Source organism: Pseudomonas sp. 13159349 (assembly GCF_013305685.1).
Taxonomy (GTDB): Bacteria; Pseudomonadota; Gammaproteobacteria; order Pseudomonadales; family Pseudomonadaceae; genus Aquipseudomonas; species Aquipseudomonas asiatica.
This window is the reverse complement of the sequence record NZ_CP045553.1, coordinates 1,182,510-1,207,854: the sequence shown is the minus strand read 5'-3', so window position 1 is coordinate 1,207,854 and position 25,345 is coordinate 1,182,510. Positions and strand designations below refer to the sequence as shown.

Below are 25,345 nucleotides of genomic sequence, written 5' to 3'. Positions count from 1 at the left end.
CCACGTCTTCGTTCAACTGGAGGAATGAAATCATGTCCGCTGAAAAACAGAAGTACGGTGTCCACTCCGAAGCCGGCAAACTGCGCAAAGTGATGGTTTGCTCGCCGGGCCTCGCGCACAAGCGCCTGACGCCGAGCAACTGTGACGAGCTGCTGTTCGACGACGTGATCTGGGTCGACCAGGCCAAGCGTGACCATTTCGACTTTGTCACCAAGATGCGCGAGCGTGGCGTGGATGTGCTGGAGATGCACAACCTGCTGACCGACATCGTCCAGCAACCCGAAGCACTGAAGTGGATCCTCGATCGCAAGATCACCTCCGACACTGTCGGCGTCGGCCTGACCAACGAAGTGAGAAGCTGGCTCGAAGGCCTCGAGCCACGCCATCTGGCCGAGTTCCTGATCGGCGGCGTGGCAGGCCAGGACTTGCCGGAAAGCGAAGGCGCCAGCGTGGTCAAGATGTACAACGACTACCTGGGCCACTCCAGCTTCATCCTGCCACCGTTGCCCAACACCCAGTTCACCCGCGACACCACCTGCTGGATCTATGGCGGCGTCACGCTCAACCCGATGTACTGGCCGGCGCGCCGCCAGGAAACCCTGTTGACCACCGCCATCTACAAGTTCCACAAGGAGTTCACCGGCGCCGACTTCCAGGTGTGGTACGGCGACCCGGACAAGGACCACGGCAACGCTACCCTCGAAGGCGGTGACGTGATGCCGATCGGCAAAGGCATCGTGCTGATCGGCATGGGCGAGCGCACCTCGCGCCAGGCCATCGGCCAGTTGGCGCAAAACCTGTTCGCCAAGGGCGCGGTGGAAAAAGTCATCGTCGCCGGCCTGCCGAAATCCCGTGCTGCCATGCACCTGGACACCGTGTTCAGCTTCTGCGACCGCGACCTGGTCACGGTCTTCCCGGAAGTGGTGAAAGAGATCGTGCCGTTCATCATCCGCCCGGACGAAAGCAAGCCTTACGGCATGGACGTGCGCCGCGAGAACAAGTCGTTCATCGAGGTGGTGGGCGAGCAGCTTGGGGTCAAGCTGCGCGTGGTCGAAACCGGTGGCAACAGCTTTGCCGCCGAGCGCGAACAGTGGGATGACGGCAACAACGTGGTGGCCATGGAACCGGGCGTGGTCATTGGCTACGACCGCAACACCTACACCAATACCCTGCTACGCAAGGCCGGGATCGAGGTCATCACCATCAGTGCCGGCGAACTGGGCCGGGGCCGGGGCGGCGGCCACTGCATGACCTGCCCGATCGTGCGCGACCCGATCGACTACTAACGACCATTACCCCCCGGCCGCCCTCACCAAGCGGCGGCCGGTGCGTTCACCAAACTCAAGGAGAAAAGTCATGGCGTTCAATATTCACAACCGCAATCTGCTCAGCCTGGAACACCACACCACCCGCGAGCTGCGCTACCTGCTGGACCTGTCCCGCGACCTCAAGCGCGCCAAGTACACCGGTACCGAGCAGCAGCACCTGAAAGGCAACAACATCGCGCTGATCTTCGAAAAAACCTCTACCCGTACCCGCTGCGCCTTCGAAGTGGCCGCCTATGACCAGGGGGCCAATGTCACCTACATCGACCCGACCTCCTCGCAGATCGGCCACAAGGAAAGCATGAAGGACACTGCCCGCGTGCTCGGGCGCATGTACGACGCCATCGAGTACCGGGGCTTCAAGCAGGAAATCGTCGAAGAGCTGGCCAAGTTCGCCGGCGTTCCGGTGTTCAACGGCCTGACCGACGAATACCACCCAACCCAGATGATTGCCGACGTGCTGACCATGCGCGAGCACAGCGACAAGCCGCTGCACGACATCAGCTACGCCTACCTGGGCGACGCCCGCAACAACATGGGCAACTCGCTGCTGCTGATCGGCGCCAAGCTTGGCATGGACGTACGCATCGCCGCGCCCAAGGCGCTGTGGCCGCATGACGACCTGGTCGAACGTTGCCACAAGTACGCCGAGGAAAGCGGCGCACGCATCACTCTCACCGAAGACCCGGTTGCCGCGGTCAAGGGTGTGGACTTCGTGCACACCGACGTGTGGGTATCGATGGGTGAGCCGATCGAAGCCTGGGGTGAGCGCATCAAGCTGCTCAAGCCGTATCAGGTGAATGCACAGCTGATGAAGTCCACCGGCAACCCGCGGACCAAGTTCATGCACTGCCTGCCGGCGTTCCACAACTCCGAAACCAAGGTAGGCAAGCAGATCGCCGAACAGTACCCGGACCTGGCCAACGGTATCGAAGTGACCGACGACGTCTTCGAGTCGCCGGCCTGCATCGCCTTCGAGCAGGCGGAAAACCGCATGCACACGATCAAGGCGATCCTGGTGTCGACACTGGCTGACCTCTGACAACCACCTCGATCCTGTGGGAGCTGGCTTGCCGGCGATACAGGCAACTCGGTGCATGGCACCGGCTTCGCCGGTGATCGCCGGCAAGCCAGCTCCCACAATGGATCGAGGCGCTCACCCTATATCCGCAAAGGACATTCCCCATGCGTATCGTTGTTGCATTGGGCGGCAACGCCCTGCTGCGTCGCGGCGAGCCCATGACCGCTGACAACCAGCGCGCCAATATTCGCACCGCCACCGAACAGATCGCCAAGATCCACCCAGGCAACGAACTGGTCATTGCCCACGGCAACGGCCCGCAAGTTGGCCTGCTGTCGCTGCAGGGCCTGTCCTACAAGCCCGACGAGGCCTACCCGCTGGACGTGCTTGGGGCCGAGACCGAGGGCATGATCGGCTACATGATCGAACAGGAACTGGGCAACTTGCTGGCCTTCGAAGTGCCGTTCGCCACCCTGCTGACCCAGGTCGAAGTGGACGCCAACGACCCCGCCTTCAAGGACCCGACCAAGTTCATCGGCCCGGTCTATGGCAAGGAAGAGGCCGAGCGCCTGGCCAAGGAAAAGGGTTGGGTGGTCAAGGCCGACGGCGACAAGTACCGCCGAGTGGTGGCCAGCCCGAAACCCAAACGCATCTTCGAGATCCGCCCGATCAAGTGGCTGCTGGAAAAGAGCAGCATCGTGATTTGCGCCGGCGGCGGCGGCATCCCCACCATGTACGATGAGAACCGCAAGCTCAAGGGCATCGAGGCGGTGATCGACAAGGACCTGTGCTCGGCCCTGCTGGCAGAGCAGCTGGACGCCGACCTACTGATCATTGCCACCGACGTCGATGCGGCCTATGTTGACTGGGGCAAGCCCACACAAAAGGCCATTGCCCAGGCCCACCCCGACGAACTCGAACGCCTTGGCTTCGCCGCCGGCTCCATGGGGCCGAAGGTGCAGGCCGCCTGCGACTTTGCCCGCAACACCGGCAAAGTGGCAGTGATCAGTTCGCTGGAGAACATCGAAGACATCGTCAAAGGCACCGCCGGCACGCGCGTTTCCACCGCGAAGCCGGGGATCAGCTACCGTTGAGTGCAGTAGGCGGGCGCCAGCGTCCGCCATTTTCGACCTTCCAAAGGAGCTTGCCATGGCCCAGTACCAACCCGGTCATGTACACATCGAGCGCACCGCGCTGAACCAGAATGACCACAGCTATGACCTGAACATCGAATACGAGGCAGTGTCGGACCCCAAGGAAGGTAGAGGCATCCAGTTCAAGATGCATGGCAGCATCGAAGGCAAGCCAGTGGAAGAAAAGTTCTTCCTGGCCAAGGACCAGGTATTGCCCAGCTTCCTTATGCAACTGAGCCGAAGGGCGCAGTCGTATCTGAAGCCACCGAAGAAATTCGAGAGCCTGAGCTCGCCGCACAAGCTTTATGACCATATGTTCGCGGACATTCGCGAAAAGCTGGATGTGAAATCGGGCGATCCGATCAAGCCTGAACATCTGGAGTGATTTCAGGATCCGGGGGCTGCTTTGCAGCCCATCGCGACACAAGGCCGCTCCTACAGGGTGTGGCGCTGTACCTGTAGGAGCGGCCTTGTGTCGCGATGGGCCGCAAAGCGGCCCCGACAATGTTGAGGCATACTACCGCCCTCCCCCAGCCACAACCGCACCCTCCCCATGCGCATCCACGTCAGCTTCATCGACCGCGTCGGCATCACCCAGGAAGTCCTCGCCCTGCTCGGTGCCCGCAACCTCAACCTGGACGCCGTGGAGATGGTCCCGCCGAACGTATACATCGACGCCCCTACCCTCAGCCCCGCCGTGCTCGAAGAACTGCACGACGCGCTGTTCGAGGTACATGGCGTGCAATCGGTGGACGTGGTCGACATCCTCCCTGGCCAACGCCGGCACCTGCAGCTCGATGCCCTGCTGGCTGCGATGAGCGACCCGGTGCTGGCCGTGGACAGTGCCGGCAAGGTGCTGCTGGCCAACCCGGCGCTGATCGAACTGTGCGGCCGCGAATCGGCCGGGCGCTCGGTGGGTGAGCTGTTCGGCGACCCGGCGCTGCTGCAGGCCCTGCTGGACAACAACTTCCACCTGCCCATGCGCGAGATGCAGCTCAACGGCCAGAGCCTGTTGCTGGACGCCATGCCGATCACCAACGCCGGTGGCCTGCTGACGCTGTACCCGCCTACGCGCATGGGCGAACGCCTGTCGGCCCTGCACCACGACCATGCCGAAGGCTTCGATGCCTTGCTCGGCGAGTCACCGGCCATCCGCACCCTCAAGGCCCGCGCCCTGCGCGTGGCGGCGCTCGATGCACCGCTGCTGGTGCATGGCGAAACCGGCACCGGCAAAGAACTGGTAGCCCGCGCCTGCCACGCCATCAGCAGCCGCCACGCGGCACCATTCCTGGCGCTGAACTGTGCTGCGCTGCCCGAGAGCCTGGCCGAAAGCGAACTGTTCGGCTACGCCCCCGGGGCCTTCACCGGCGCACAACGGGGCGGCAAGCCCGGGCTGATGGAGCTGGCCAACCAGGGCACGGTATTCCTCGATGAAATCGGCGAGATGTCGCCATACCTGCAGGCCAAGCTGCTGCGCTTTCTCAGCGATGGCAGCTTCCGCCGGGTGGGTGGTGACCGCGAAGTGAAGGTGGATGTACGCATCATCAGCGCCACCCACCGCGACCTGGAGCGCATGGTCGCCGAAGGCAGCTTCCGCGAAGACCTGTTCTACCGCCTGAACGTGCTCAATCTGCAAGTGCCACCGCTGCGCGACCGTGGCCAGGACATCCTGATGCTGGCGCATTTCTTCATGCAGCAGGCCTGCACGCAGATCCAGCGTCCACCCTGCAGGCTGACCCCGGCCACCCATTCGGCGCTACTGGCCAACCCTTGGCCGGGCAATGTGCGCCAGCTGCAGAACGTGATATTCCGCGCCGCAGCCATCTGCGAGGGCAACCTGGTGGATATTGGTGACCTGGACATCGCCGGCACCTCGGTGGCCCGTGGTCAGGACGGCGAAGTGGCCAGCCTGGAACAGGCCGTGAGTGATTTCGAGCGCGAACTGCTGCAACGCCTGTACGCCAGCTACCCATCCACGCGGCAACTGGCCGGGCGCTTGCAAACTTCACATACCGCCATTGCGCAGCGCCTGCGCAAATATGGAATACCGAGCAAAGCCTGATACGTGTCAGATAGCGTCAACGGGGCTGCTACGTAGCCCATCGCAGGCAAGCCAGCCCTTTTGGGCTGCGCTGTCGCGCAGAGAACAAATATCGCTCGATTGAAGCGTCCTTTGTAGGAGCAGCCTTGTGCTGCGAAGAGGCCGGTACAAGCAATAGACAGGCTTTGTCAGTACCGGCCTCTTCGCAGCACAAGGCTGCTCCTACAGTACCTCGCTGAACCAATGAGTCATGTGTTGTGCCATGTGAGAGCTGGCTTGCCTGCGATGGGCCGCAAAGCGGCCCCTGATAGTTATTGTAATAACCCGGTTGTTATTCAGGCTTTTCCTACGCCAGTGAAAGATACTCTCCCACGTATGCCTCGTAGAATGGTGACAGTGTATTCCCACCTGTCACCCCACTTGTCCGCCCCATAGCGGGAAGTGGTCCGCTACTGGATATAACGAGAGCACCTGATGTTTGAACTCGATTTTTACGGGACGCTTGTAGCCGCCTCTTTGGTACTGTTATTGGGGCGCGGCCTGGTCGCGCGTATTGGTTTCCTGCGCACTTACAATATTCCGGAACCTGTCGCTGGCGGCCTGGTAGTGGCCTTGGCGTTCCTGGCGTTGCGCAGTTTCGATATCCACGTGCAATTCGATACTTCACTGCAAACTCCTCTGATGCTGGCATTCTTCGCCACCATCGGTTTGAGTGCAGACTTCGCCAGCCTGAAAAAAGGTGGCCGCGTGGTTACCGTGTTCCTGCTGGTGGTGACCGGCTTGTTGCTGGTCCAGAACGCCATGGGTATCGGCCTGGCAACGGCGCTGGGCCTCGACCCGCTGACGGGCCTGCTGGCCGGCTCTATTACCTTGTCCGGCGGTCACGGTACAGGCGCCGCGTGGGGGGCCACTTTCACCGAAAAGTTCGGTCTGGCGTCGGCCTCCGAACTGGCAATGGCATCAGCTACCTTCGGCCTGGTACTGGGTGGCCTTATTGGTGGCCCGGTCGCCCGGTTGTTGATCAGACGGGTAACGACACCTGGTATCGAAGAACCAGCACCACAACTGCCCAAGGGTTTCGAACAACCAGACAAAGAACGCTTGATCACGCCGTTTTCATTTATCGAAACATTGGCGCTGATCGCTGTCAGTTTGCTCGCAGGCTCGTTACTTAACGGTATGCTGAAAGGCACTGCGTTTGAACTGCCTACGTTCGTTTGCGTGTTGTTTGTGGGCGTGGTGTTGCGAAACGGCCTTTCGGCGCTCGGCTTTTATCAAGTCTTCGAACGGGAAGTCTCGGTATTGGGCAATGTGAGTTTGTCGTTATTCCTGGCCATTGCCTTGATGTCGCTCAAGTTGTGGGACCTTTCAGCGCTGGCATTACCATTCTTTGCATTGCTCGCCGCACAGACATTGGTCATGGCACTGTTCGCGATATTCGTCACGTTCCGGGTCATGGGCCGCAACTATGATGCAGCGGTACTGGCCGCCGGGCACTGTGGTTTCGGCCTGGGTGCAACGCCAACGGCAATCGCCAACATGCAAGCGGTGACCCAGCGCTACGGAGCCTCGCGCATTGCCTTCCTGGTGGTGCCGATGGTGGGGGCGTTCTTCATCGACATCATCAATGTCATCGTGATCAAGCTGTATCTGGCGTTGCCGTTCTTTTGAGCCAGACGCTGAACGCTCAGCCGGTATGTTGCTGCGCCAGGTCCTGCCCAGAATCCGTAGACAGGGCCTGGTGCAGCATTTCCTCCAGGATCGAGAAAAAGCACTTTATGTGAGGCTGCTTCAATGCCTGTGGCCGGGTCACCATGTAGACCTCCAAATCTGGAAGGGGAAGGTCGACGAACAACTCGATCAAATCCTTGGCCAGAATCCGGGGCAGTACCGCCACCCCCATGCCTCGTCTCACCGATTCGAGCTGTGCGCTGAACGAGGTCACGCGGATCGGCGCACGTTCCAGCCCCCCCGCCTTTGCCGCACGTACTTGCGGCAACACGTCCAGCGGCGGAAGCAGGCCGATATTGACCGCCGTCGCAGGGGTAACCCCCGGAAAACGGTGCAGGTAACCAGCAGCGGCGAACACACCATAGCCAAGCCGGCCTATCGGCCGATAAATCAGTGAGGGCTCACCCAGGTGGGCCGTGCGCACGGCAATGTCCGCCACACCCCGGACGATCTTGTGGAAGTCGGCGGTCACGGTCAACTCCACCGAGCACCCCGGGTGTAGTCCGGTGAAGCGATTGGCCGCCTCCAGTACGCAAGTCGAGAAGCCTTCCCCTGCGCTCACCTGCACAGTGCCAGAGAGTTCGCAAGGCAGCTCGGCTGCGCCAGCAGGCGTCTGGCGCCGTAGCCCAGCTTCTGCTGCCTGGGCCACTTCGACCAGCGATTGACCGCGCGAGGTCAGCCTGCATCCCTCTACGCCCCGCTCGACGAGCGGCTCGCCCAATGCTGCCTCAAGCTGGGTCAGGCGACGCGAAACGGTCGATGGTGCAATACCCAGCAACTCGCCAGCGCGAAGAAAGCTGCCACGCCGCGATACGGCCAATAGCAGCCGAAGATCGTCCCAGTTTTCCTGCAATGCCATATGTGCTGGCCTCTCCCTGGTCTGCAAATTCGCAAACCCACTATGCAGTAGGCGCTGTTTTTCGACAGCAAGCGCGGGAGTATACCTTGGGCCCCTCTGAACAAATGGAATGGATTGCATGATGACTAGCCCCAAGGACTATGCCCAACGCGCCGCCAATGCCTTTAACCAGCGTGATGTGCAAGGGCTGCTGGCACTGGTCGACGAAGACTTCGTGTACCTGGACGGCATGACGACCCAAACCGGGCGCGAAGCCATGCGCGCGCGGGAGATGGCGCTGTTCAGCGCACTCCCTGATGCCCAGGTGGCCCTGACCCCATTCATGGTCTCGGACGATCGGCTGGCAATGACCGCCGTCCTGACCGGCACCTTCACTGCCCCGCTGCTGCTGCCAGCAGGCGTGATCGTTCCGGCCCATGGGCGTCGGATTTGCGTGCACTATGCGGCGCACTTCACCTTCAGAAATGGCCTGGCCATCCGTGAAGCGGTGTTTTTCGACAGTGCCATGTTGAAGCCATCTGCCGAACAGAGCGAGGGTTGAGCCATGCGCAATGTGTTCGTTACCGGAGCAACCGGCTTGCTGGGCAACAACCTGGTCCGTGAACTGGTCGCTCATGGCTACACGGTCAAAGGGCTGGTGCGGTCAAGAGCAAAGGGGGAACAGCAGTTCGCTGATCTGCCCGAAGTAGAGCTGGTCGAAGGCGACATGGCCGATGTCGACGCTTTCGCGGCGTCGCTGCGCGGCTGCGATACGGTGTTCCATACTGCAGCGTTCTTTCGTGACAACTACAAAGGCGGTAGCCACTGGCAAGCACTCGAGCAGATCAACGTGACCGGTACCCGCCACCTGTTGGAGCAAGCCTACCTGGCCGGCATCCGGCGGTTTATCCATACCTCGTCCATTGCAGTGCTCGACGGGGCACCAGGCACGTCGATCGATGAGACATGCCTGCGGGCCGAAGCAGATGCAGATGACTACTACCGCAGCAAGCTCCTCGCCGACCGCGTCGTGACTGAGTTTCTCGATGCCTGCCCCGACATGCACGCCTGCATGGTGCTCCCCGGCTGGATGTGGGGCCCTGGCGACATCGGCCCTACGTCAGCCGGGCAACTGGTCAACGATGTCGTGCGCGGCAAATTGCCTGGCTTGATCCCGGGTAGTTTCTCGGTGGTCGACGCCCGCGATGTAGCGTTGGCGCAGATTGCCGCAGCCACACAAGGACGAAGCGGCGAACGCTACCTGGCGGCCGGGCGACATATGACCATGGCTGAACTGGTACCAATAGTAGGCCGTCTGGCCGGCGTACGAACGCCCGCGCGGCATTTACCGTTGCCGTTGTTATTCTGCCTGGCCGCAGTACAGGAAATGTATTCACGGCTCACCGGCCAGCCCATCCTGCTGAGCTTGGCCACGCTGCGCCTGCTGGTACGCGAAAAGGATCGTACGCGTTTCAACCACAGCAAAAGCGAGCACGCGCTTGGCCTGAGCTTTCGGGCGCTGGAGCTGACAATCGCCGATACGGTGGCGTGGTATCGTGACCACGGCTGGTTTGAACAACATAGCGCGCCCACCAGGACCAGGACCAGGACCAGGACCAGGACCAGGACCAGGACCAGGAAGTAGTTACACCATGACCGCAAAAATACTCGCACAATGTCGAAACGGTCAGCGGTGCCAGGCTGGCACCCCGCAGGCAATACCGTATCGATTTAAATACACCGTATTCAAATCGATACACACACATTCAGATACGGCAGTGCAAGGGTTTGATCCCCAAACCCTTTTCCATCCCCCTCCCGCTGTAGCGTTTTCATTCCACAAGAATGACAAACTGAATACGTAAAACAATTAACATATTGATTTAAAAGGTTTTTTAACGATTGGCCGCATTTTTGCTAAGGGAATCCCAACCCCAAGAGCGCGGAGCCACCGCGCCTAACGCCCTGCTTCCCGAGGATTCCCCATGAGCGAGTTGCGTTTCACTGAAGATCACGAATGGCTGCGCGTCGAAGCCGATGGCAGCGTTACCGTGGGCATCACCGCCTACGCCCAGAACGCCCTTGGCGATGTGGTCTACGTGCAACTGCCAGAGCTGCAGCAGTACGACAAAGGCGCCGAAGCCTCCACCGTGGAATCGGTGAAAGCCGCCAGCGGCGTGTACATGCCCCTGGCCGGTGAAGTGGTCGCCGTCAACGAAGCCCTCAACGACAGCCCCGAGCTGGTCAACGAAGACCCGCTGGGAGACGGCTGGTTCTTCCGCTTCAACCCGGCCGACATGAGCGAAGTCACCGCCCTGCTCGACCAAGACGCCTACGACCGCCTGATCAAAGCCAACGACGACGCCTGAGGAACCCCGCCATGACCATCAACCTCGGCACCGCCAACGAATTCATCGCCCGCCACATCGGCCCGCGCGCCGCTGACGAGCAGGCCATGCTGGCCGCCCTCGGCTTCGACTCGCTGGAAGCCATGACCGCAGCGGTCATCCCTGACAGCATCAAGGGCACCAGCGTGCTCGGCTCGCACGACGGGCAGAGCGAAGCCGACGCGCTTGCCGCGCTCAAGGCCATCGCCGGCAAGAACCAGCTGTTCAAGAGCTACATCGGCCAGGGCTACTACAACACCCACACCCCGGCGCCGATCCTGCGCAACCTGCTGGAAAACCCGGCCTGGTACACCGCCTATACCCCGTACCAGCCAGAAATTTCCCAGGGCCGCCTGGAAGCGCTGCTGAACTTCCAGACCCTGATCAGCGACCTGACCGGCCTGCCGATCGCCAACGCCTCCCTGCTCGACGAAGCCACAGCTGCGGCCGAGGCCATGACCTTCTGCAAGCGCCTGTCGAAGAACAAGGCCAGCCACGCCTTCTTCGCCTCCGTGCACTGCCACCCGCAAACCCTCGACGTGCTGCGCACCCGTGCCGAGCCGCTGGGTATCGAGATCGTGGTCGGCGACGAACGCGAGCTGGGCGATGTCAGCGCCTTCTTCGGCGCCCTGCTGCAGTACCCGGCCAGCAACGGTGAAGTGTTCGACTACCGCGAAGTGGTCGAGCGCTTCCACGCCGCCAACGCCCTGGTCGCCGTGGCCGCCGACCTGCTGGCCCTGACCCTGCTGACCCCGCCGGGCGAGTTCGGTGCCGACGTGGCCATCGGCAGCGCCCAGCGCTTCGGTGTGCCGCTGGGCTTTGGTGGCCCGCACGCGGCCTACTTCTCCACCCGTGACGCATTCAAGCGCGACATGCCAGGCCGCCTGGTCGGCGTGTCGATCGACCGCTTCGGCAAGACCGCCCTGCGCCTGGCCATGCAGACCCGCGAACAGCACATCCGCCGCGAAAAGGCCACCAGCAACATCTGCACCGCCCAGGTGCTGCTGGCCAACATCGCCAGCATGTTCGCCGTGTACCACGGCCCGGCCGGCCTCAAGCGCATCGCCGAACGTACCCATGCCCTGACCGCGATCCTGGCCGCCGGCCTGAAGACGCTGGGCGTGCAGGTAGTGGGCGCCAGCGCCTTCGACACCCTGACCCTGGCCACCGGCAGCGCCACTGCCAGCCTGCATGACAAGGCCCGCGCCCAGGGCATCAACCTGCGCCAGATCGACGCCGCCCACGTGGGCCTGTCGCTGGACGAAACCACTAGCCAGGCCGATGTCGAGACCCTGTGGCAACTGATCGGTGGCGACCAGGCCCAGCCGGACTTCAACGCGCTGGCCGCCAGCACCGGCTCGCTGCTGCCTGCCGCCCTGCTGCGCCAGTCGGCCATCCTCTCGCACCCAGTATTCAACCGCTACCACAGCGAAACCGAGCTGATGCGCTACCTGCGCCGCCTTGCCGACAAGGACCTGGCGCTGGATCGCAGCATGATCCCGCTGGGCTCGTGCACCATGAAGCTGAACGCCGCCAGCGAAATGATCCCGGTCACCTGGGCCGAGTTCGGCAACCTGCACCCGTTCGCCCCCGCCGAGCAGAGCCAGGGCTACCTGCAGATGACCACCGAGCTGGAAGCCATGCTCTGCGCCGCCACCGGCTACGACGCCGTGTCGCTGCAGCCCAACGCCGGTTCCCAAGGTGAGTATGCAGGCCTGCTGGCCATTCGCGCCTACCACCGCAGCCGTGGCGAAGGCCACCGCGACATCTGCCTGATCCCGTCGTCGGCCCATGGCACCAACCCGGCAACCGCGCACATGGCCGGCATGCGCGTGGTGGTCACCGCCTGTGATGCCCGCGGCAACGTCGATGTCGAGGACCTGCGCGCCAAGGCCATCGAGCACCGCGAGCGCCTGGCCGCGATCATGATCACCTACCCGTCGACCCACGGCGTGTTCGAGGAAGCGATCGGCGAAATCTGCGCGATCATCCACGACAACGGTGGCCAGGTGTACATCGACGGCGCCAACATGAACGCCATGGTCGGCCTGTGCGCCCCAGGCAAGTTCGGCGGCGACGTTTCCCACCTGAACCTGCACAAGACCTTCTGCATCCCGCACGGCGGTGGCGGCCCGGGCGTCGGCCCGATCGGCGTCAAGTCGCACCTGGCGCCGTTCCTGCCCGGCCACGCGCAGCTGGAAAACACCGAGGGCGCGGTTTGTGCCGCGCCGTTCGGCAGCGCCAGCATCCTGCCGATCACCTGGATGTATATCCGCATGATGGGCGGTGCCGGCCTCAAGCGTGCCTCGCAGATGGCAATCCTCAACGCCAACTACATCGCCCGTCGCCTGGAAGAGCACTATCCTGTTCTCTATACCGGCGGCAACGGCCTGGTGGCGCACGAGTGCATCCTCGACCTGCGCCCGCTGAAGGACACCAGCGGTATCAGCGTCGACGACGTGGCCAAGCGCCTGATCGACTTTGGCTTCCACGCCCCGACCATGTCCTTCCCGGTGGCGGGCACGCTGATGATCGAACCGACCGAAAGCGAGTCCAAGGAAGAACTGGACCGCTTCTGCGACGCGATGATCCAGATCCGAGAAGAAATTCGCGCGGTCGAGAACGGTAGCCTGGACAAGGACGACAACCCGCTGAAGAACGCCCCGCACACTGCGGCCGAACTGGTTGGCGAATGGGCCCATGGCTACAGCCGCGAGCAGGCGGTGTACCCGCTGCCAAGCCTGGTGGAAGGCAAGTACTGGCCGCCGGTCGGCCGGGTCGACAACGTATTCGGCGACCGCAACCTGGTGTGCGCCTGCCCGTCGATCGAGAGCTATCAGGACGCCTGACCCGGCGCTCTGGCCTCATCGCCGGCAAGCCAGCTCCCACAGGGGCCTCACCGCACCCAAGGCTGGAGCAATACCTGTGAGAGCTGGCTTGCCAGCCCTAAAGGGCTCACCTGTTTTCCAAGGCTGGTGCAGTACCTGTGGGAGCTGGCTTGCCGGCGATCGAGTGCGCAGCACTCGCCTTACCTTTCGGAGGGAATGAGCAATGTCTTTGAGCGTCTTCGACCTGTTCAAGATCGGCATCGGCCCCTCCAGCTCGCACACGGTCGGCCCGATGCGCGCCGCCGCGCGTTTCGCCGAAGGGCTGCGTCGTGATGGCCTGCTCGCCCGCACGGTTAGCGTCAAGGCCGAGCTGTACGGCTCGCTCGGCGCCACCGGCAAGGGCCACGGCAGCGACAAGGCCGTGCTGCTGGGCCTTGAAGGCGAACACCCCGATGTCATCGACACCGACACCATCCCTGCCCGCCTGCAGGCCATCCGCGACAGCGGTCGGCTGAACCTGCTCGGCGAGCACAGCATCGCGTTCATCGAAAAGCAGCACCTGGCGATGATCCGCAAGCCGCTGGACTACCACCCCAACGGCATGATCTTCCGCGCCTTCGACGAGGCCGGCTTGCAAATCCGCAGCCGCGAGTACTACTCGGTGGGCGGCGGTTTCGTGGTCGACCAGGACGCTGCCGGCCACGACCGCATCGTCGAGGACAGCACACCGCTGACCTACCCGTTCAAGACCGCCAAGGAGCTGCTCGGCCATTGCACCGGGCAAAACCTGTCGATCAGCCAGGTAATGCTGGCCAACGAGGCGGCTTGGCGCCCCGAGGCGGAAACCCGTGCCGGGCTGCTGCGCATCTGGCAGGTGATGCAGGACTGCGTCGAAGCCGGTTGCCAGCATGAAGGCATCCTGCCGGGCGGGCTCAAGGTCAAGCGCCGGGCGCCGGCGTTGTACCGCCAACTGAGCCGCAATCCCGAGGCCAGCCTGCGCGATGCCCTGTCGGTGCTCGACTGGGTCAACCTCTATGCCCTGGCAGTGAACGAGGAAAACGCCTACGGCGGGCGTGTGGTCACTGCGCCGACCAACGGCGCGGCGGGCATTGTCCCGGCGGTGCTGCATTACTACATGCGCTTCGTACCGGGAGCCAACGAGGACGGGGTGGTGCGGTTTCTGCTCACCGCCGCGGCCATCGGCATCCTGTACAAGGAAAACGCCTCCATTTCCGGTGCCGAAGTAGGCTGCCAGGGCGAGGTTGGCGTGGCCTGTTCGATGGCCGCCGGCGCGCTGTGCGAGGTGATGGGCGGCACCGTGCAACAGGTGGAAAACGCTGCCGAAATCGGCATGGAACACAACCTGGGCCTGACCTGCGACCCGATTGGCGGGCTGGTCCAGGTGCCTTGCATCGAGCGCAACGCCATGGGCTCGGTGAAGGCGATCAACGCGGTGCGCATGGCCTTGCGCGGCGACGGGCAGCACTACGTGTCGCTCGACAAGGTCATCCGCACCATGCGCCAGACCGGCGCCGACATGAAAAGCAAATACAAAGAGACCGCCCGTGGCGGCCTGGCCGTCAACATCATCGAATGTTGACCCGACAACAACAGCAAGGAGTCACCGATGTCCGAAACACTGCTCAAGACCCCACTGCACGCCCTGCACCTGGAACTGGGTGCGCGCATGGTGCCGTTCGCCGGCTATGACATGCCGGTGCAGTACCCGTTGGGCGTGCTCAAGGAACACTTGCACACCCGCGAGCAGGCCGGCCTGTTCGATGTCTCGCACATGGGCCAGATCACCCTGCGCGGCACCGATGCCGCCAAGGCCCTGGAAAGCCTGGTGCCGGTGGATATCATCGACCTGCCGGTGGGCATGCAGCGCTATGCCATGTTCACCAATGAGCAAGGCGGCATCCTCGACGACCTGATGGTTGCCAACCTGGGCGACGACACGCTGTTCCTGGTGGTCAACGCCGCCTGCAAGGATCAGGACCTGGCCCACCTGCAAGCGCACATCGGCAGCCGTTGCGAGGTGCAGCCGCTGTTCGAGCAACGCGCACTGCTGGCCCTGCAAGGCCCGGCGGCAGTCAAGGTGCTGGAACGCCTGGCCCCGGAAGTGGCCGGCATGACCTTCATGCAGTTCCGCCCGGTGAAACTGCTGGGTGAAGACTGCTTCGTCAGCCGCTCAGGCTACACCGGCGAAGATGGCTACGAAATTTCGGTACCGGTGCATGCCGCCGAAGCCCTGGCTCGCCGCCTGCTGGCAGAGCCCGAAGTACAACCGATCGGCCTGGGTGCGCGTGACTCGCTACGCCTGGAAGCCGGCCTGTGCCTGTATGGCCACGACATGAATACCGAAACCACGCCAGTGGAAGCCAGCCTGCTGTGGGCCATTTCCAAGGTTCGCCGTGCCGATGGCGCGCGTGCCGCCGGCTTCCCGGGTGCCGAGGCCATATTCGCCCATCAGCGCGAGGGCGTGTCGAGCAAACGTGTGGGCCTGTTGCCGCAGGAACGTACGCCAGTACGCGAAGGCGCGGATATTGTCGATGCAAACGATAAACCTGTAGGCAAAGTTTGCAGCGGCGGCTTTGGCCCGACACTCGGTGCACCTGTAGCAATGGGTTATATCGATAGTGAACATACCGCTATCGACACCCCACTGTTTGCCGTGGTGCGTGGCAAGAAGGTTGCCTTGAAAGTCAGCAAAATGCCTTTCGTGGCACAACGTTACTACCGGGGCTGAAGCCGCTTTGTGAAGGTTGCGGGCAGGTTCGACATATTCGTTTTCGAACCTGTCCAATAACTTTTGAACATGGCGCCAGGCCAGGCGCCATGCCGTTTCCGACAAATCGGTCGGTTATCGGCAAACGGCCGATTTTCCATACGACCAAGGGCTTGTTTTTCGCTCGGGAGTTGGCGTAGAGTCACTGCACTGTGTTTGCATGGGTCGCAACAGTTCGTGACCTGGGCCAGTAGCCGCAATCTGCTACAACCCGTTCGACGTCTCTTACTTTCCTGCAACCCAGCCCAGTAATCTTTTGCTTCCTTTATTGCAAAAGAAACTGTCATCAAAATTCAAGCTTCATAGGAAATAAGACAATGGCTGAGCGTCAGAACGGTACCGTCAAGTGGTTCAATGACGAAAAAGGTTACGGCTTCATCACCCCAGAAAGCGGTCCGGATCTGTTCGTGCACTTCCGCGCTATCGAAGGTAACGGCTTCAAGAGCCTGAAAGAAGGCCAGAAGGTCACCTTCGAAGCAGTCCAGGGCCAGAAAGGCATGCAGGCTGACAAAGTTCAGGTCGCCGGCTAAGCCGAACCCGACTTCGAGAAAAGCCCCTGCCAAGTGCAGGGGCTTTTTTTTGCCCGTAGAATAGCGGCTTCGTCTTCTGGAGCCGTTTTGCATGTCCAAGCCTCTGCTCACACCCCAGGGTGATTTTCCTCCGGTCGGCCTGGGCCGACGCCTGGCGGCGATGTTCTACGACTTCCTGCTGTGCACGGCGCTGCTGATCGTGACCGCAGGTGCCTACAAGATGATCCAGATGGCGATCATCGGCGAAGCCCGCATGCGTGAATTGACCGAGGCTGGCGCACTGGACGGCGACCCGCTGCTGTCGACGGTGCTGCTGTTCGTCCTGTTCGGTTTCTTTGCCAAGTTCTGGACCCATGGCGGGCAGACCCTGGGCATGCAGGTGTGGGGCGTGCGGGTGCAGAACGCCGATGGCACGGCCATCAGCCTGTGGCAGGCGCTGCTGCGCTTCGTGGTGTCGATTGCTTCGTGGCTGTGCCTGGGGCTGGGTTTTTTCTGGGCGTTGATCGACAAGCGCCAGCGGGGCTGGCATGACATCTATTCGGAAAGCCATCTGGTGCGGGTGCCTAAGCAGAAGAGATAAGTACAAGCTTCAGGGCAACCAATGTACCTGTAGGAGCAGCCTTGTGCTGCGAAGAGGCCATCACTGGCAACGAGAGTGTTTTGCCAGACCGGCCCTTTCGCAGCACAAGGCTGCTCCTTCAAGTTCGCCGCAAGCCTACAGCTATTGGTCAAGCAGCAAAAAGCCGACCCTGAGGTCGGCTTTTTTTGTACAGCTCAGGCCATCAACCTGCCCGGCGCAACAACCACACGCCGGCCAGCGCACAGATGCCTGCCGGGATCACCACCGCCAGCAGCGGCGGGAAGCCGAACACCTGGCTCGAAGGCCCCAGCAGGTCCTGGGCGATGCGGAACACAAAGCCCACCAGTACACCGGTGAACACGCGCTGGCCAAGGGTTACCGAACGCAGCGGGCCGAAGATGAAGGAAATGGCCATCAGCACCAGCGCCGCGGTCACCATCGGCTGCAATACCTTGGTCCAGAACGCCAGCCAGTAACGGGCATTGTTCAGGCCCTGGTCGGACAGGTAGTGGATGTAGTCCCACAGCCCGGTGATGGACAGCGACTCCGGCGCGAGGATCACAGTATTGAGCAGTTGCGGCGTGAGCGAAACGTCCCAGCGCTCCTGTGGCGCGGTCACCACTTCGGTGTGGTCGCCACGGAAGAAGGTGGTGCGCACGTCGCTGAGCATCCAGTGGTCGTCCTGGTACTGTGCACGGCGGGCGAAGCTCGAGGTGACGATCTTGCGCTCGCTGTCGAAGCGGTAACGGGTCACACCCAGCAGCAGGCCGTTAGGCTGCACGGCGTTGATGTGCACGTACTCCTCGCCCTGGCGGTGCCACATGCCGCGCTTGGAGCTTTGCGCCTCACCACCGCCCTGGGCCAGGGAACGGTCGGCCTGGGCCTTGTTCTCGGTCACCGGCGCCACGTACTCGCCGATCAGCAGGCCCACCAGCATCAGTACCAGCATCGGCTTCATCACCGCCCAGACGATGCGCCCGATGGAAACCCCGGCAGCACGCATGATGGTCAGTTCGCTGCTGCTGGCCAGACTGCCCAGGCCGATCAGGCAGCCGATCAAGGCGGCCATCGGCAGCATTTCGTACAGCCGCCGCGGTGCGGTCAGCAGGACGAAGTTGCCCGCCTCCATCACCGTGTAGGTGTCACTCAGGTCGCTCATCTCGTCGATGAAGGCAAACAGCGAAGCCAGGCCGAGGATGATCCCCAGCACGGCGAGGATGGCCAGCAGCACGCTCTGGCCGATGTAGCGGTCGAGCTTACCCATGGGCCACCTCCGCACGACGGGCGGCGCGCTTGAGGCGCAGCGGCTCCCAGTACATCAGGCCCAGGCCGATCAGCAGGAACAGGCCGTGGACCCACCACATGCCCAGGGCGATCGGCAGTTTGCCCTTCTCGAGGGCGCCGCGTACGGAAATCAGCATTGTCAGGTAGGCCATGTACAGAAGAATTGCCGGCAGCAGCTTGAGGAAGCGGCCCTGGCGCGGGTTGACCCGGGACAGCGGCACCGCCAGCATGGTGACGATGAACACCAGGATCGGCAGCGACAGCCGCCATTGCAGCTCGGCGCGCTCACGCAGGCCCTTCTTGCCGATCAGCTCGGAAGTGGGGATGGCTTCGCGATCGGTCACTTCCTCGGCGACTTCCGGCTTGGGCAGCAGCACGCCGTAGGTGTCGTACTTGATTGCACGGTAATCGGCCTGGCCCGGGTTGCCGTCGTAACGGTAGCCGTTTTCCAGCACCAGGTAGCGGTTGCCGTCGGCCTGGATTTCCTGGTGGCCTTTTTCGGCAACCAGCACCGACGGGGCGCGGTCCTTGGTCTTGTCCTGGTTGAAGCGCTTCTCGGAAATGAACACCCCGGCCAGGTTGATGCGGTCGTCCGACAGCTCTTCGGTGTAAGTCACCCGCGAGCCGTCGCGCAGGGTCTGGAAGCGGCCCGGCACCAGGGTGTCGAACTCGGTCAGGGCATCCTGCTGGGCGATGATCTGCTGCACCTGGGCCACGCCCAGCGGTGCCAGGCTCAGGCTAAGCCAGGCCACCAGCAGGGCGACCAGGGCGGCCGGCGCCATGGTCAGGCCCAGCAGGCGCTGCTGGCTCATGCCGGTGGCCGACAGCACGGTCATCTCGCTTTCCAGGTACAGGCGCCCGTACGCCAGGAGAATGCCGAGGAACAGCCCCAGAGGCAGGATCAGCTGCAGGAAGCCCGGCAGACGGAAGCCCATGATCAGGAACAGCACGCTCGGGTCGAGCACACCCTGGGCAGCCTGGGCCAGGTACTTGATGAAGCGCCCGCTCATGATGATCACCAGCAGCACGGCGCTGACGGCGCTCAAGGTCACCAGGACCTCGCGGGACAGATAACGAAAGACGATCAAACCAGACACTCCTGGGTTGTCAGGGCGGACTGCCAATCAATGGCGCCAGACAATGACTTAGTACAGCCAAGACCAATGCCGGTTCGCCAAAGGCGAACCTCCATGTAAAGTGCGCGCATTATCCTGTGATTGACCGCCCCTGTCACTTCGCCGCGCATGAAGGCGCATAACGGGGTTGTCAGCACGCTTCCCGCAGGCTCAAACTGGCAGCTTTTCCGCTGGCGCGCGACGACGCGGCCAGGCCCGTCCAGAGCGCTGGAATACACAGCGCCGACTGTATCGATCATTCGGGGATCCTGACATGGAACTGGTTGTAAAAAGCGTAGCTGCTGCATCCGTAAAAACCGCCACCCTGGTCCTCCCGGTAGGTGAAAACCGCAAGCTCGGCGCCGTGGCCAAGGCCGTCGACCAGGCCAGCGAAGGCGCCATCAGTGCCGTGCTCAAGCGTGGCGACCTGGCCGGCAAGCCGGGCCAGACCCTGCTCCTGCAGAACCTCGCGGGCCTGAAGGCCGAGCGCGTACTGCTGGTGGGCAGCGGCAAGGACGAAGCCCTGGGCGACCGCGCCTGGCGCAAACTGGTCGCCAGCGTCGCCGGCGTGCTCAAGGGCCTGAACGGCGCTGACGCCGTGCTTGCCCTGGACGACATCGCGGTCAGCAACCGTGACGCCCACTACGGCAAGTACCGCCTGCTGGCCGAAACCCTGCTCGACGGCGAATACGTGTTCGATCGCTTCAAGAGCCAGAAGGCCGAGCCACGCGCACTGAAGAAGGTCACCCTGCTGGCCGACAAGGCCGGCCAGGCCGAGGTCGAACGTGCCGTCAAGCATGCCAGTGCCATCGCCACCGGCATGGCCTTCACGCGCGACCTGGGCAACCTGCCGCCCAACCTGTGCCACCCAAGCTTCCTGGCCGAACAGGCCAAGGACCTGGCCAAGGCGCACAAGGCGCTGAAGGTCGAAGTGCTGGACGAGAAGAAGATCAAGGACCTGGGCATGGGCGCGTTCTACGCCGTCGGCCAGGGCAGCGACCAGCCGCCACGCCTGATCGTGCTCAACTACCAGGGCGGCAAGAAGGCGGACAAGCCGTTCGTGCTGGTGGGCAAGGGCATTACCTTCGACACCGGCGGCATCAGCCTGAAGCCTGGTGCCGGCATGGACGAAATGAAGTACGACATGTGCGGTGCCGCCAGCGTGCTCGGCACCCTGCGTGCGGTGCTCGAGCTGCAGCTGCCGGTCAACCTGGTGTGCCTGCTGGCCTGCGCCGAGAACATGCCGAGCGGCGGCGCCACCCGTCCGGGTGACATCGTCACCACCATGAGCGGGCAGACCGTGGAAATCCTCAACACCGACGCCGAAGGCCGCCTGGTGCTGTGCGACACCCTGACCTACGCCGAGCGCTTCAAACCGCAGGCAGTCATCGACATCGCTACCCTGACCGGTGCCTGCATCGTCGCCCTGGGCAGCCACACCACTGGCCTGATGGGCAACAACGACGACCTGGTCGGCCAGTTGCTCGACGCCGGCAAGCGCGCCGACGACCGTGCCTGGCAGCTGCCGCTGTTCGATGAGTACCAGGAGCAGCTGGACAGCCCGTTCGCCGACATGGGCAACATCGGCGGGCCGAAGGCCGGCACCATCACCGCCGGCTGCTTCCTGTCGCGCTTTGCCAAGGCCTACGACTGGGCGCACATGGACATCGCCGGCACCGCCTGGGTCAGCGGCGGCAAGGACAAGGGCGCCACTGGCCGCCCTGTACCCCTGCTGACCCAGTACCTGCTGGACCGCGCCGGCGCCTGACGCCATTGAGCCGGTGGCGCCCCGCGCTCCACCGGCCGGCGATACCACCATGAGCAAAGTCGATTTCTACATCCTGCCCACCGACTCGCTGTCGGCGCGGCTCGATTTCGCCTGCAAGCTGTGCGAAAAGGCCTGGCGCCTTGGCCACCGGGTCTACCTGCATTGCCAGGACGCCGAGCAGCGCAGCGAGCTGGACCAACGCCTGTGGCGCTTCAAGGGCGAGGCCTTCGTGCCCCACGACCTCGCGGAGGTACATGCCGATGCCAGCGTGGCATTGGGCCTGGCCGCCGACAGTGCGGGCGACCACCACGACCTGTTGATCAACCTGGGCACCGGCGTACCGGCCTTCGTCGGCCAGTTCGAGCGAGTGGCCGAAATCGTCGTTGAAGAGCCTGGCATCCGCCAATCGGCCCGTGAACGATTCCGTTTCTACCGTGAACAGGGCTATGCTCTGCAAGACCACCGCTTACAGCGACTTTGACGACGATGGACAAGCCCTCCCCCCTGCCCGATTCCGCCCATCTGCTCGATGACCTCGAGTCGATACGCCAGCTGCTTGGCGACGCCGACCTGCAACCGCCGCTGCTGACCGAGACGGTGGAGCAGATCCCGTTGCTGCTGGAAGAAGCGCCCGGCAACCATGTGCCTGCGGCCGAACCGATAGCTGCCGAACCCGAAGACGACCCGCAGACCCGCCGCCAGGACACCCTCCTGCACCTGGAAAGCGAACTGCGTGCGGCGGCGCAGATGATCATGCAGGACGTGATCAACGACTTTACCCCCCACATCGAGAACGAGATCAAGCGCCGGCTGGATGCGCGGATCGAGCGGTTGATCAAGCGTTCCGAGTAAAACCGAAATTCGGCGGTGCCTTCTTCGCGGGTTTACCCGCGAATAGGCCGTCCCTGCCTGCCAGATAGCAGCAGCTTGTCGCCTGCGGCCCCTAGCTTGGTTATACTTCCCGGCTTTCCCGAATAAATGCACAGGGTCCCGCCGCGCATGGATAAGACCTACCAGCCGCACGCCATCGAAACTTCCTGGTACAACACCTGGGAGTCCGAGAACTATTTCGCCCCACAAGGTGCAGGCGAGTCCTACACCATCATGATCCCGCCGCCGAACGTGACCGGCAGCCTGCACATGGGCCACGGGTTCAACAACGCGATCATGGACGCCCTGATCCGTTTCCGCCGCATGCAAGGCCGCGACACCCTGTGGCAGCCAGGCACCGACCACGCCGGTATCGCCACCCAGATGCTGGTCGAGCGCCAGCTAGAGGCCAAGGGCCAGAACCGTCATGACCTGGGCCGCGAAAAGTTCCTGGAAAAGGTCTGGGAATGGAAGGACCAGTCCGGCGGCAACATCAGCCGTCAGATCCGCCGTCTGGGCTCGTCGGTCGACTGGAGCCGCGAGCGTTTCACCATGGACGACGGCCTGTCCGAAGCGGTCAAGGAAGCCTTCGTGCGCCTGCATGAAGACGGCCTGATCTACCGCGGCAAGCGCCTGGTCAACTGGGACACCAAGCTGCACACGGCCATCTCCGACCTCGAAGTGGAAAACCACGACGAGAAGGGCCACCTGTGGAACCTGCGCTACCCGCTGGCCGACGGCGCCAAGACCGCCGAAGGCAAGGACTACCTGGTCGTCGCCACCACCCGTCCGGAAACCCTGCTGGGTGACGCGGCCGTGGCAGTCAACCCGAACGACGAGCGCTACCAGGCACTGATCGGCAAGTTCGTCGAATTGCCGCTGGTCGGCCGCCGCATCCCGATCATCGCCGACGACTACTGCGACCCCGAGTTCGGTACCGGCTGCGTGAAGATCACCCCGGCCCACGACTTCAACGACTACGAAGTCGGCAAACGCCACAACCTGCCGCTGCTGAACATCTTCGACAAGAATGCCTTCGTGCTGGCCAGCGCGCAGGCCTTCAACCTCGACGGCAGCATCAACGATCAGGTGGACACCCGCCTGCCGGCCCAGTACGCCAACCTCGACCGCTTCGTCGCACGCAAGCAGATCGTCGCCGACCTGGATGCCCAGGGCCTGCTGGTGAGCATCGACGACCACGCGCTGAAAGTGCCGAAAGGCGACCGTTCGGGCACCGTCATCGAGCCGTGGCTGACCGACCAGTGGTACGTTTCCACCAAGCCGCTGGCAGAACCTGCCATCGCCGCCGTGGAAGATGGCCGCATCCAGTTCGTGCCCAAGCAGTACGAGAACATGTACTTCTCCTGGATGCGTGACATCCAGGACTGGTGCATCAGCCGACAGCTGTGGTGGGGCCACCGCATCCCGGCATGGTACGACGAGGCCGGCCAGGTCTATGTCGGCCGCAACGAGGAAGAAGTGCGCGCCAAGCACAACCTGGGCGCCGACGTGGTCCTGCGCCAGGACGACGACGTACTCGACACCTGGTTCAGCTCGGGCCTGTGGACCTTCTCCACCCTGGGCTGGCCGGAACAGACCGAGTTCCTCAAGAAATTCCACTCCACCGACGTGCTGGTAACCGGCTTCGACATCATCTTCTTCTGGGTTGCGCGCATGATCATGCTGACCATGCACCTGATCAAGAACGAGGATGGCACCCCGCAGGTACCGTTCAAGACCGTGTACGTGCACGGCCTGGTACGTGACGGCCAGGGCCAGAAGATGTCCAAGTCCAAAGGCAACGTGCTGGACCCGCTGGACATCGTCGACGGCATCACCCTCGACGCCCTGCTGGAAAAACGCACCAGCGGCATGATGCAGCCCAAGCTTGCCGAAAAAATCGCCAAGCAGACCAAGGCCGAGTTCCCCGAAGGTATCGCCAGCTACGGCACCGACGCCCTGCGCTTCACCTTCTGCTCGTTGGCCTCCACCGGCCGTGACATCAAGTTCGACATGGGCCGCGTCGAAGGCTACCGCAACTTCTGCAACAAGATCTGGAACGCCGCCCGCTACGTGCTGGATAAGGGCGAAGACTGCGGCCAGAACGGCGAGGCCTACGAGCTGTCGCTGGCTGACCGCTGGATCATCTCGCAGCTGCAGCGTACCGAAGCCGAAGTGACCCGCCAGCTGGAGCAGTTCCGCTTCGACCTGGCCAGCCAGGCGCTGTACGAGTTCATCTGGAACCAGTACTGCGACTGGTACCTGGAGCTGTCCAAGCCGGTGCTGTGGGACGAGAACGCCCCGGTCGAGCGCGCCCGTGGCACCCGCCGCACCCTGGTGCGCGTGCTGGAAGTGGCGCTGCGCCTGGCGCATCCGTTCATGCCGTTCATCACCGAAGAAATCTGGCAGCGCATCGCGCCGCTGGCCGGCATCGAAGGCAAGACCATCATGCTGCAGCCATGGCCGGTGGCCAATGAAAGCCGCATCGATGCTGCCGCCGAAGGCGACATCGAGTGGCTCAAGGAGCTGATGGTCGGCCTGCGCAACATCCGCGCCGAAATGAACATCGGCCCGGGCAAGCCGCTGCCGCTGTTCCTGAAGAACGCCAACGCCGACGACCAGCGTCGCCTGCAGGAAAACGAAGCCCTGCTGAAGAAGCTGGCCAAGGTCGAATCGTTTACCGTACTGGGCGATGCCGACGAAGCGCCGCTGTCGGCCACCGCCCTGGTCGGTGACCTGCAAGTGCTGGTGCCAATGGCCGGCCTGATCGACAAGGATGCCGAGCTGGCGCGCCTGAACAAGGAAATCCAGCGCCTGCAGGGTGAAGTGGCACGCGTGGGTGGCAAGCTGTCCAACGCCGCCTTCGTCGACAAGGCACCACCTGCCGTGATCGAGAAGGAACGCGCCAAGCTGGCCGAGTCCGAACAGGCCCTGGCCAACTTCACCGAGCAGCATGCGCGGATTGCAGCGCTTTAATCACTAGAGAAAAGCTGGGGCCGCTTTGCGGCCCTTTCGCGACACAAGGCCGCTCCTACAGGGACGGCGCCGGTCTGAAGGGCGCCGCTATCCTGTAGGAGCGGCCTTGTGTCGCGAAAGGGCTGCAAAG

The 25,345-nt window shown here is 62.9% G+C and carries 22 protein-coding genes; 18 read left to right on the top strand and 4 right to left on the bottom strand.

Features of this window, described 5'->3' with window-relative positions; translation table 11 throughout:
* Nucleotides 1-32: 32 nt before the first annotated feature.
* The 6 genes from arcA (at nucleotide 33) to gltS (ending at nucleotide 7,191) form a co-directional block, all read left to right on the top strand.
* Nucleotides 33-1,286, top strand: a complete 1,254-nt coding sequence (arcA, locus tag GEV38_RS05645) for an arginine deiminase (protein ID WP_003257954.1) — start codon at nucleotides 33-35, stop codon at nucleotides 1,284-1,286.
* 70 nt (nucleotides 1,287-1,356) lie between these two features.
* Nucleotides 1,357-2,367, top strand: a complete 1,011-nt coding sequence (locus GEV38_RS05640; RefSeq protein WP_013971112.1) for an ornithine carbamoyltransferase — start codon at nucleotides 1,357-1,359, stop codon at nucleotides 2,365-2,367.
* A gap of 143 nt (nucleotides 2,368-2,510) precedes the next feature.
* Nucleotides 2,511-3,440 (top strand): carbamate kinase, encoded by a 930-nt coding sequence (gene arcC / locus GEV38_RS05635; RefSeq protein ID WP_003257953.1) that lies wholly within the window; start codon nucleotides 2,511-2,513, stop codon nucleotides 3,438-3,440.
* A gap of 55 nt (nucleotides 3,441-3,495) precedes the next feature.
* Entirely contained in the window at nucleotides 3,496-3,864 is a 369-nt protein-coding gene (locus tag GEV38_RS05630; protein ID WP_013971111.1) for a DUF5064 family protein, read from the top strand.
* Between the two features lie 168 nt (nucleotides 3,865-4,032).
* On the top strand, nucleotides 4,033-5,541 hold the full coding sequence (locus tag GEV38_RS05625) for a sigma-54-dependent transcriptional regulator (protein ID WP_015269086.1): 1,509 nt from the start codon (nucleotides 4,033-4,035) through the stop codon (nucleotides 5,539-5,541).
* A gap of 453 nt (nucleotides 5,542-5,994) precedes the next feature.
* Nucleotides 5,995-7,191 (top strand): sodium/glutamate symporter, encoded by a 1,197-nt coding sequence (gltS, locus tag GEV38_RS05620; protein WP_173895608.1) that lies wholly within the window; start codon nucleotides 5,995-5,997, stop codon nucleotides 7,189-7,191.
* Nucleotides 7,192-7,207: 16 nt separating this feature from the next.
* On the opposite strand, the gene GEV38_RS05615 is transcribed toward gltS, so the two are convergent.
* Nucleotides 7,208-8,110: a LysR family transcriptional regulator gene (locus GEV38_RS05615; RefSeq protein ID WP_023661115.1), complete on the bottom strand. Its 903-nt coding sequence runs from the start codon at nucleotides 8,108-8,110 to the stop codon at nucleotides 7,208-7,210.
* Between the two features lie 118 nt (nucleotides 8,111-8,228).
* On the opposite strand from GEV38_RS05615, the gene GEV38_RS05610 reads away from it, so the two are divergent.
* The 8 genes from GEV38_RS05610 to GEV38_RS05575 all read left to right on the top strand — a co-directional run bounded on the left by GEV38_RS05610 (nucleotide 8,229) and on the right by GEV38_RS05575 (nucleotide 17,202).
* Nucleotides 8,229-8,651 carry an ester cyclase gene (locus GEV38_RS05610; protein ID WP_015269083.1) on the top strand — a complete coding sequence of 141 codons (423 nt, stop codon included), beginning with the start codon at nucleotides 8,229-8,231 and terminating at the stop codon, nucleotides 8,649-8,651.
* Nucleotides 8,652-8,654: 3 nt separating this feature from the next.
* Nucleotides 8,655-9,734: an SDR family oxidoreductase gene (locus GEV38_RS05605; protein WP_173895606.1), complete on the top strand. Its 1,080-nt coding sequence runs from the start codon at nucleotides 8,655-8,657 to the stop codon at nucleotides 9,732-9,734.
* 340 nt (nucleotides 9,735-10,074) lie between these two features.
* Nucleotides 10,075-10,458 carry a glycine cleavage system protein GcvH gene (gcvH, locus tag GEV38_RS05600; RefSeq protein ID WP_015269081.1) on the top strand — a complete coding sequence of 128 codons (384 nt, stop codon included), beginning with the start codon at nucleotides 10,075-10,077 and terminating at the stop codon, nucleotides 10,456-10,458.
* Between the two features lie 11 nt (nucleotides 10,459-10,469).
* A complete protein-coding gene (gene gcvP / locus GEV38_RS05595; protein WP_015269080.1) occupies nucleotides 10,470-13,325 on the top strand; it encodes an aminomethyl-transferring glycine dehydrogenase in 2,856 nt (951 codons plus the stop codon).
* A 202-nt stretch (nucleotides 13,326-13,527) separates the two neighbouring features.
* The gene (locus GEV38_RS05590; protein ID WP_015269079.1) at nucleotides 13,528-14,904 is read left to right on the top strand and encodes an L-serine ammonia-lyase; all 1,377 of its coding nucleotides are present in this window, start codon (nucleotides 13,528-13,530) and stop codon (nucleotides 14,902-14,904) included.
* 27 nt (nucleotides 14,905-14,931) lie between these two features.
* Complete coding sequence (gene gcvT, locus GEV38_RS05585) at nucleotides 14,932-16,053, top strand: glycine cleavage system aminomethyltransferase GcvT (RefSeq protein WP_054573140.1); 1,122 nt, start codon at nucleotides 14,932-14,934, stop codon at nucleotides 16,051-16,053.
* Nucleotides 16,054-16,409: 356 nt separating this feature from the next.
* Nucleotides 16,410-16,622, top strand: a complete 213-nt coding sequence (locus tag GEV38_RS05580; RefSeq protein WP_003257941.1) for a cold-shock protein — start codon at nucleotides 16,410-16,412, stop codon at nucleotides 16,620-16,622.
* A 91-nt stretch (nucleotides 16,623-16,713) separates the two neighbouring features.
* Entirely contained in the window at nucleotides 16,714-17,202 is a 489-nt protein-coding gene (locus GEV38_RS05575; RefSeq protein WP_054573141.1) for an RDD family protein, read from the top strand.
* Nucleotides 17,203-17,404: 202 nt separating this feature from the next.
* On the opposite strand, the gene lptG is transcribed toward GEV38_RS05575, so the two are convergent.
* The 3 genes from lptG to GEV38_RS05560 are packed head-to-tail and all read right to left on the bottom strand — an operon-like array spanning nucleotide 17,405 to nucleotide 19,861.
* Nucleotides 17,405-18,466 carry an LPS export ABC transporter permease LptG gene (gene lptG / locus GEV38_RS05570; RefSeq protein WP_015269076.1) on the bottom strand — a complete coding sequence of 354 codons (1,062 nt, stop codon included), beginning with the start codon at nucleotides 18,464-18,466 and terminating at the stop codon, nucleotides 17,405-17,407.
* The gene (gene lptF / locus GEV38_RS05565; RefSeq protein ID WP_015269075.1) at nucleotides 18,459-19,574 is read right to left on the bottom strand and encodes an LPS export ABC transporter permease LptF; all 1,116 of its coding nucleotides are present in this window, start codon (nucleotides 19,572-19,574) and stop codon (nucleotides 18,459-18,461) included. The genes lptG and lptF overlap by 8 nt, the downstream gene beginning before the upstream one ends.
* Complete coding sequence (locus GEV38_RS05560; RefSeq protein WP_015269074.1) at nucleotides 19,571-19,861, bottom strand: hypothetical protein; 291 nt, start codon at nucleotides 19,859-19,861, stop codon at nucleotides 19,571-19,573. The genes lptF and GEV38_RS05560 overlap by 4 nt, the downstream gene beginning before the upstream one ends.
* A 14-nt stretch (nucleotides 19,862-19,875) precedes the next feature.
* Between GEV38_RS05560 and GEV38_RS05555 the strand changes: the two genes are divergently transcribed.
* The 4 genes from GEV38_RS05555 (at nucleotide 19,876) to GEV38_RS05540 (ending at nucleotide 25,215) form a co-directional block, all read left to right on the top strand.
* Nucleotides 19,876-21,369 (top strand): leucyl aminopeptidase, encoded by a 1,494-nt coding sequence (locus GEV38_RS05555; RefSeq protein WP_015269073.1) that lies wholly within the window; start codon nucleotides 19,876-19,878, stop codon nucleotides 21,367-21,369.
* Between the two features lie 49 nt (nucleotides 21,370-21,418).
* On the top strand, nucleotides 21,419-21,850 hold the full coding sequence (locus GEV38_RS05550) for a DNA polymerase III subunit chi (protein ID WP_015269072.1): 432 nt from the start codon (nucleotides 21,419-21,421) through the stop codon (nucleotides 21,848-21,850).
* 5 nt (nucleotides 21,851-21,855) lie between these two features.
* Nucleotides 21,856-22,221 (top strand): hypothetical protein, encoded by a 366-nt coding sequence (locus GEV38_RS05545; protein ID WP_015269071.1) that lies wholly within the window; start codon nucleotides 21,856-21,858, stop codon nucleotides 22,219-22,221.
* A 147-nt stretch (nucleotides 22,222-22,368) separates the two neighbouring features.
* The gene (locus GEV38_RS05540; RefSeq protein ID WP_100412848.1) at nucleotides 22,369-25,215 is read left to right on the top strand and encodes a valine--tRNA ligase; all 2,847 of its coding nucleotides are present in this window, start codon (nucleotides 22,369-22,371) and stop codon (nucleotides 25,213-25,215) included.
* Nucleotides 25,216-25,345 lie beyond the last annotated feature (130 nt).

Excerpts from the sequence above, each read along its gene's own strand:
- GEV38_RS05610 (WP_015269083.1), top strand. The coding sequence starts at position 8,229 with ATGATGACTAGCCCCAAGGACTATGCCCAACGCGCCGCCAATGCCTTT.
- gcvH (WP_015269081.1), top strand. The coding sequence starts at position 10,075 with ATGAGCGAGTTGCGTTTCACTGAAGATCACGAATGGCTGCGCGTCGAA.
- gcvP (WP_015269080.1), top strand. The coding sequence starts at position 10,470 with ATGACCATCAACCTCGGCACCGCCAACGAATTCATCGCCCGCCACATC.
- GEV38_RS05625 (WP_015269086.1), top strand. The coding sequence starts at position 4,033 with ATGCGCATCCACGTCAGCTTCATCGACCGCGTCGGCATCACCCAGGAA.
- GEV38_RS05575 (WP_054573141.1), top strand. The coding sequence starts at position 16,714 with ATGTCCAAGCCTCTGCTCACACCCCAGGGTGATTTTCCTCCGGTCGGC.
- GEV38_RS05550 (WP_015269072.1), top strand. The coding sequence starts at position 21,419 with ATGAGCAAAGTCGATTTCTACATCCTGCCCACCGACTCGCTGTCGGCG.
- arcA (WP_003257954.1), top strand. The coding sequence starts at position 33 with ATGTCCGCTGAAAAACAGAAGTACGGTGTCCACTCCGAAGCCGGCAAA.
- GEV38_RS05560 (WP_015269074.1), bottom strand. The coding sequence starts at position 19,861 with ATGATCGATACAGTCGGCGCTGTGTATTCCAGCGCTCTGGACGGGCCT.
- GEV38_RS05580 (WP_003257941.1), top strand. The coding sequence starts at position 16,410 with ATGGCTGAGCGTCAGAACGGTACCGTCAAGTGGTTCAATGACGAAAAA.
- GEV38_RS05540 (WP_100412848.1), top strand. The coding sequence starts at position 22,369 with ATGGATAAGACCTACCAGCCGCACGCCATCGAAACTTCCTGGTACAAC.
- gltS (WP_173895608.1), top strand. The coding sequence starts at position 5,995 with ATGTTTGAACTCGATTTTTACGGGACGCTTGTAGCCGCCTCTTTGGTA.
- GEV38_RS05590 (WP_015269079.1), top strand. The coding sequence starts at position 13,528 with ATGTCTTTGAGCGTCTTCGACCTGTTCAAGATCGGCATCGGCCCCTCC.
- GEV38_RS05605 (WP_173895606.1), top strand. The coding sequence starts at position 8,655 with ATGCGCAATGTGTTCGTTACCGGAGCAACCGGCTTGCTGGGCAACAAC.
- lptG (WP_015269076.1), bottom strand. The coding sequence starts at position 18,466 with ATGGGTAAGCTCGACCGCTACATCGGCCAGAGCGTGCTGCTGGCCATC.
- arcC (WP_003257953.1), top strand. The coding sequence starts at position 2,511 with ATGCGTATCGTTGTTGCATTGGGCGGCAACGCCCTGCTGCGTCGCGGC.
- GEV38_RS05615 (WP_023661115.1), bottom strand. The coding sequence starts at position 8,110 with ATGGCATTGCAGGAAAACTGGGACGATCTTCGGCTGCTATTGGCCGTA.
- gcvT (WP_054573140.1), top strand. The coding sequence starts at position 14,932 with ATGTCCGAAACACTGCTCAAGACCCCACTGCACGCCCTGCACCTGGAA.
- GEV38_RS05630 (WP_013971111.1), top strand. The coding sequence starts at position 3,496 with ATGGCCCAGTACCAACCCGGTCATGTACACATCGAGCGCACCGCGCTG.
- GEV38_RS05545 (WP_015269071.1), top strand. The coding sequence starts at position 21,856 with ATGGACAAGCCCTCCCCCCTGCCCGATTCCGCCCATCTGCTCGATGAC.
- GEV38_RS05555 (WP_015269073.1), top strand. The coding sequence starts at position 19,876 with ATGGAACTGGTTGTAAAAAGCGTAGCTGCTGCATCCGTAAAAACCGCC.
- GEV38_RS05640 (WP_013971112.1), top strand. The coding sequence starts at position 1,357 with ATGGCGTTCAATATTCACAACCGCAATCTGCTCAGCCTGGAACACCAC.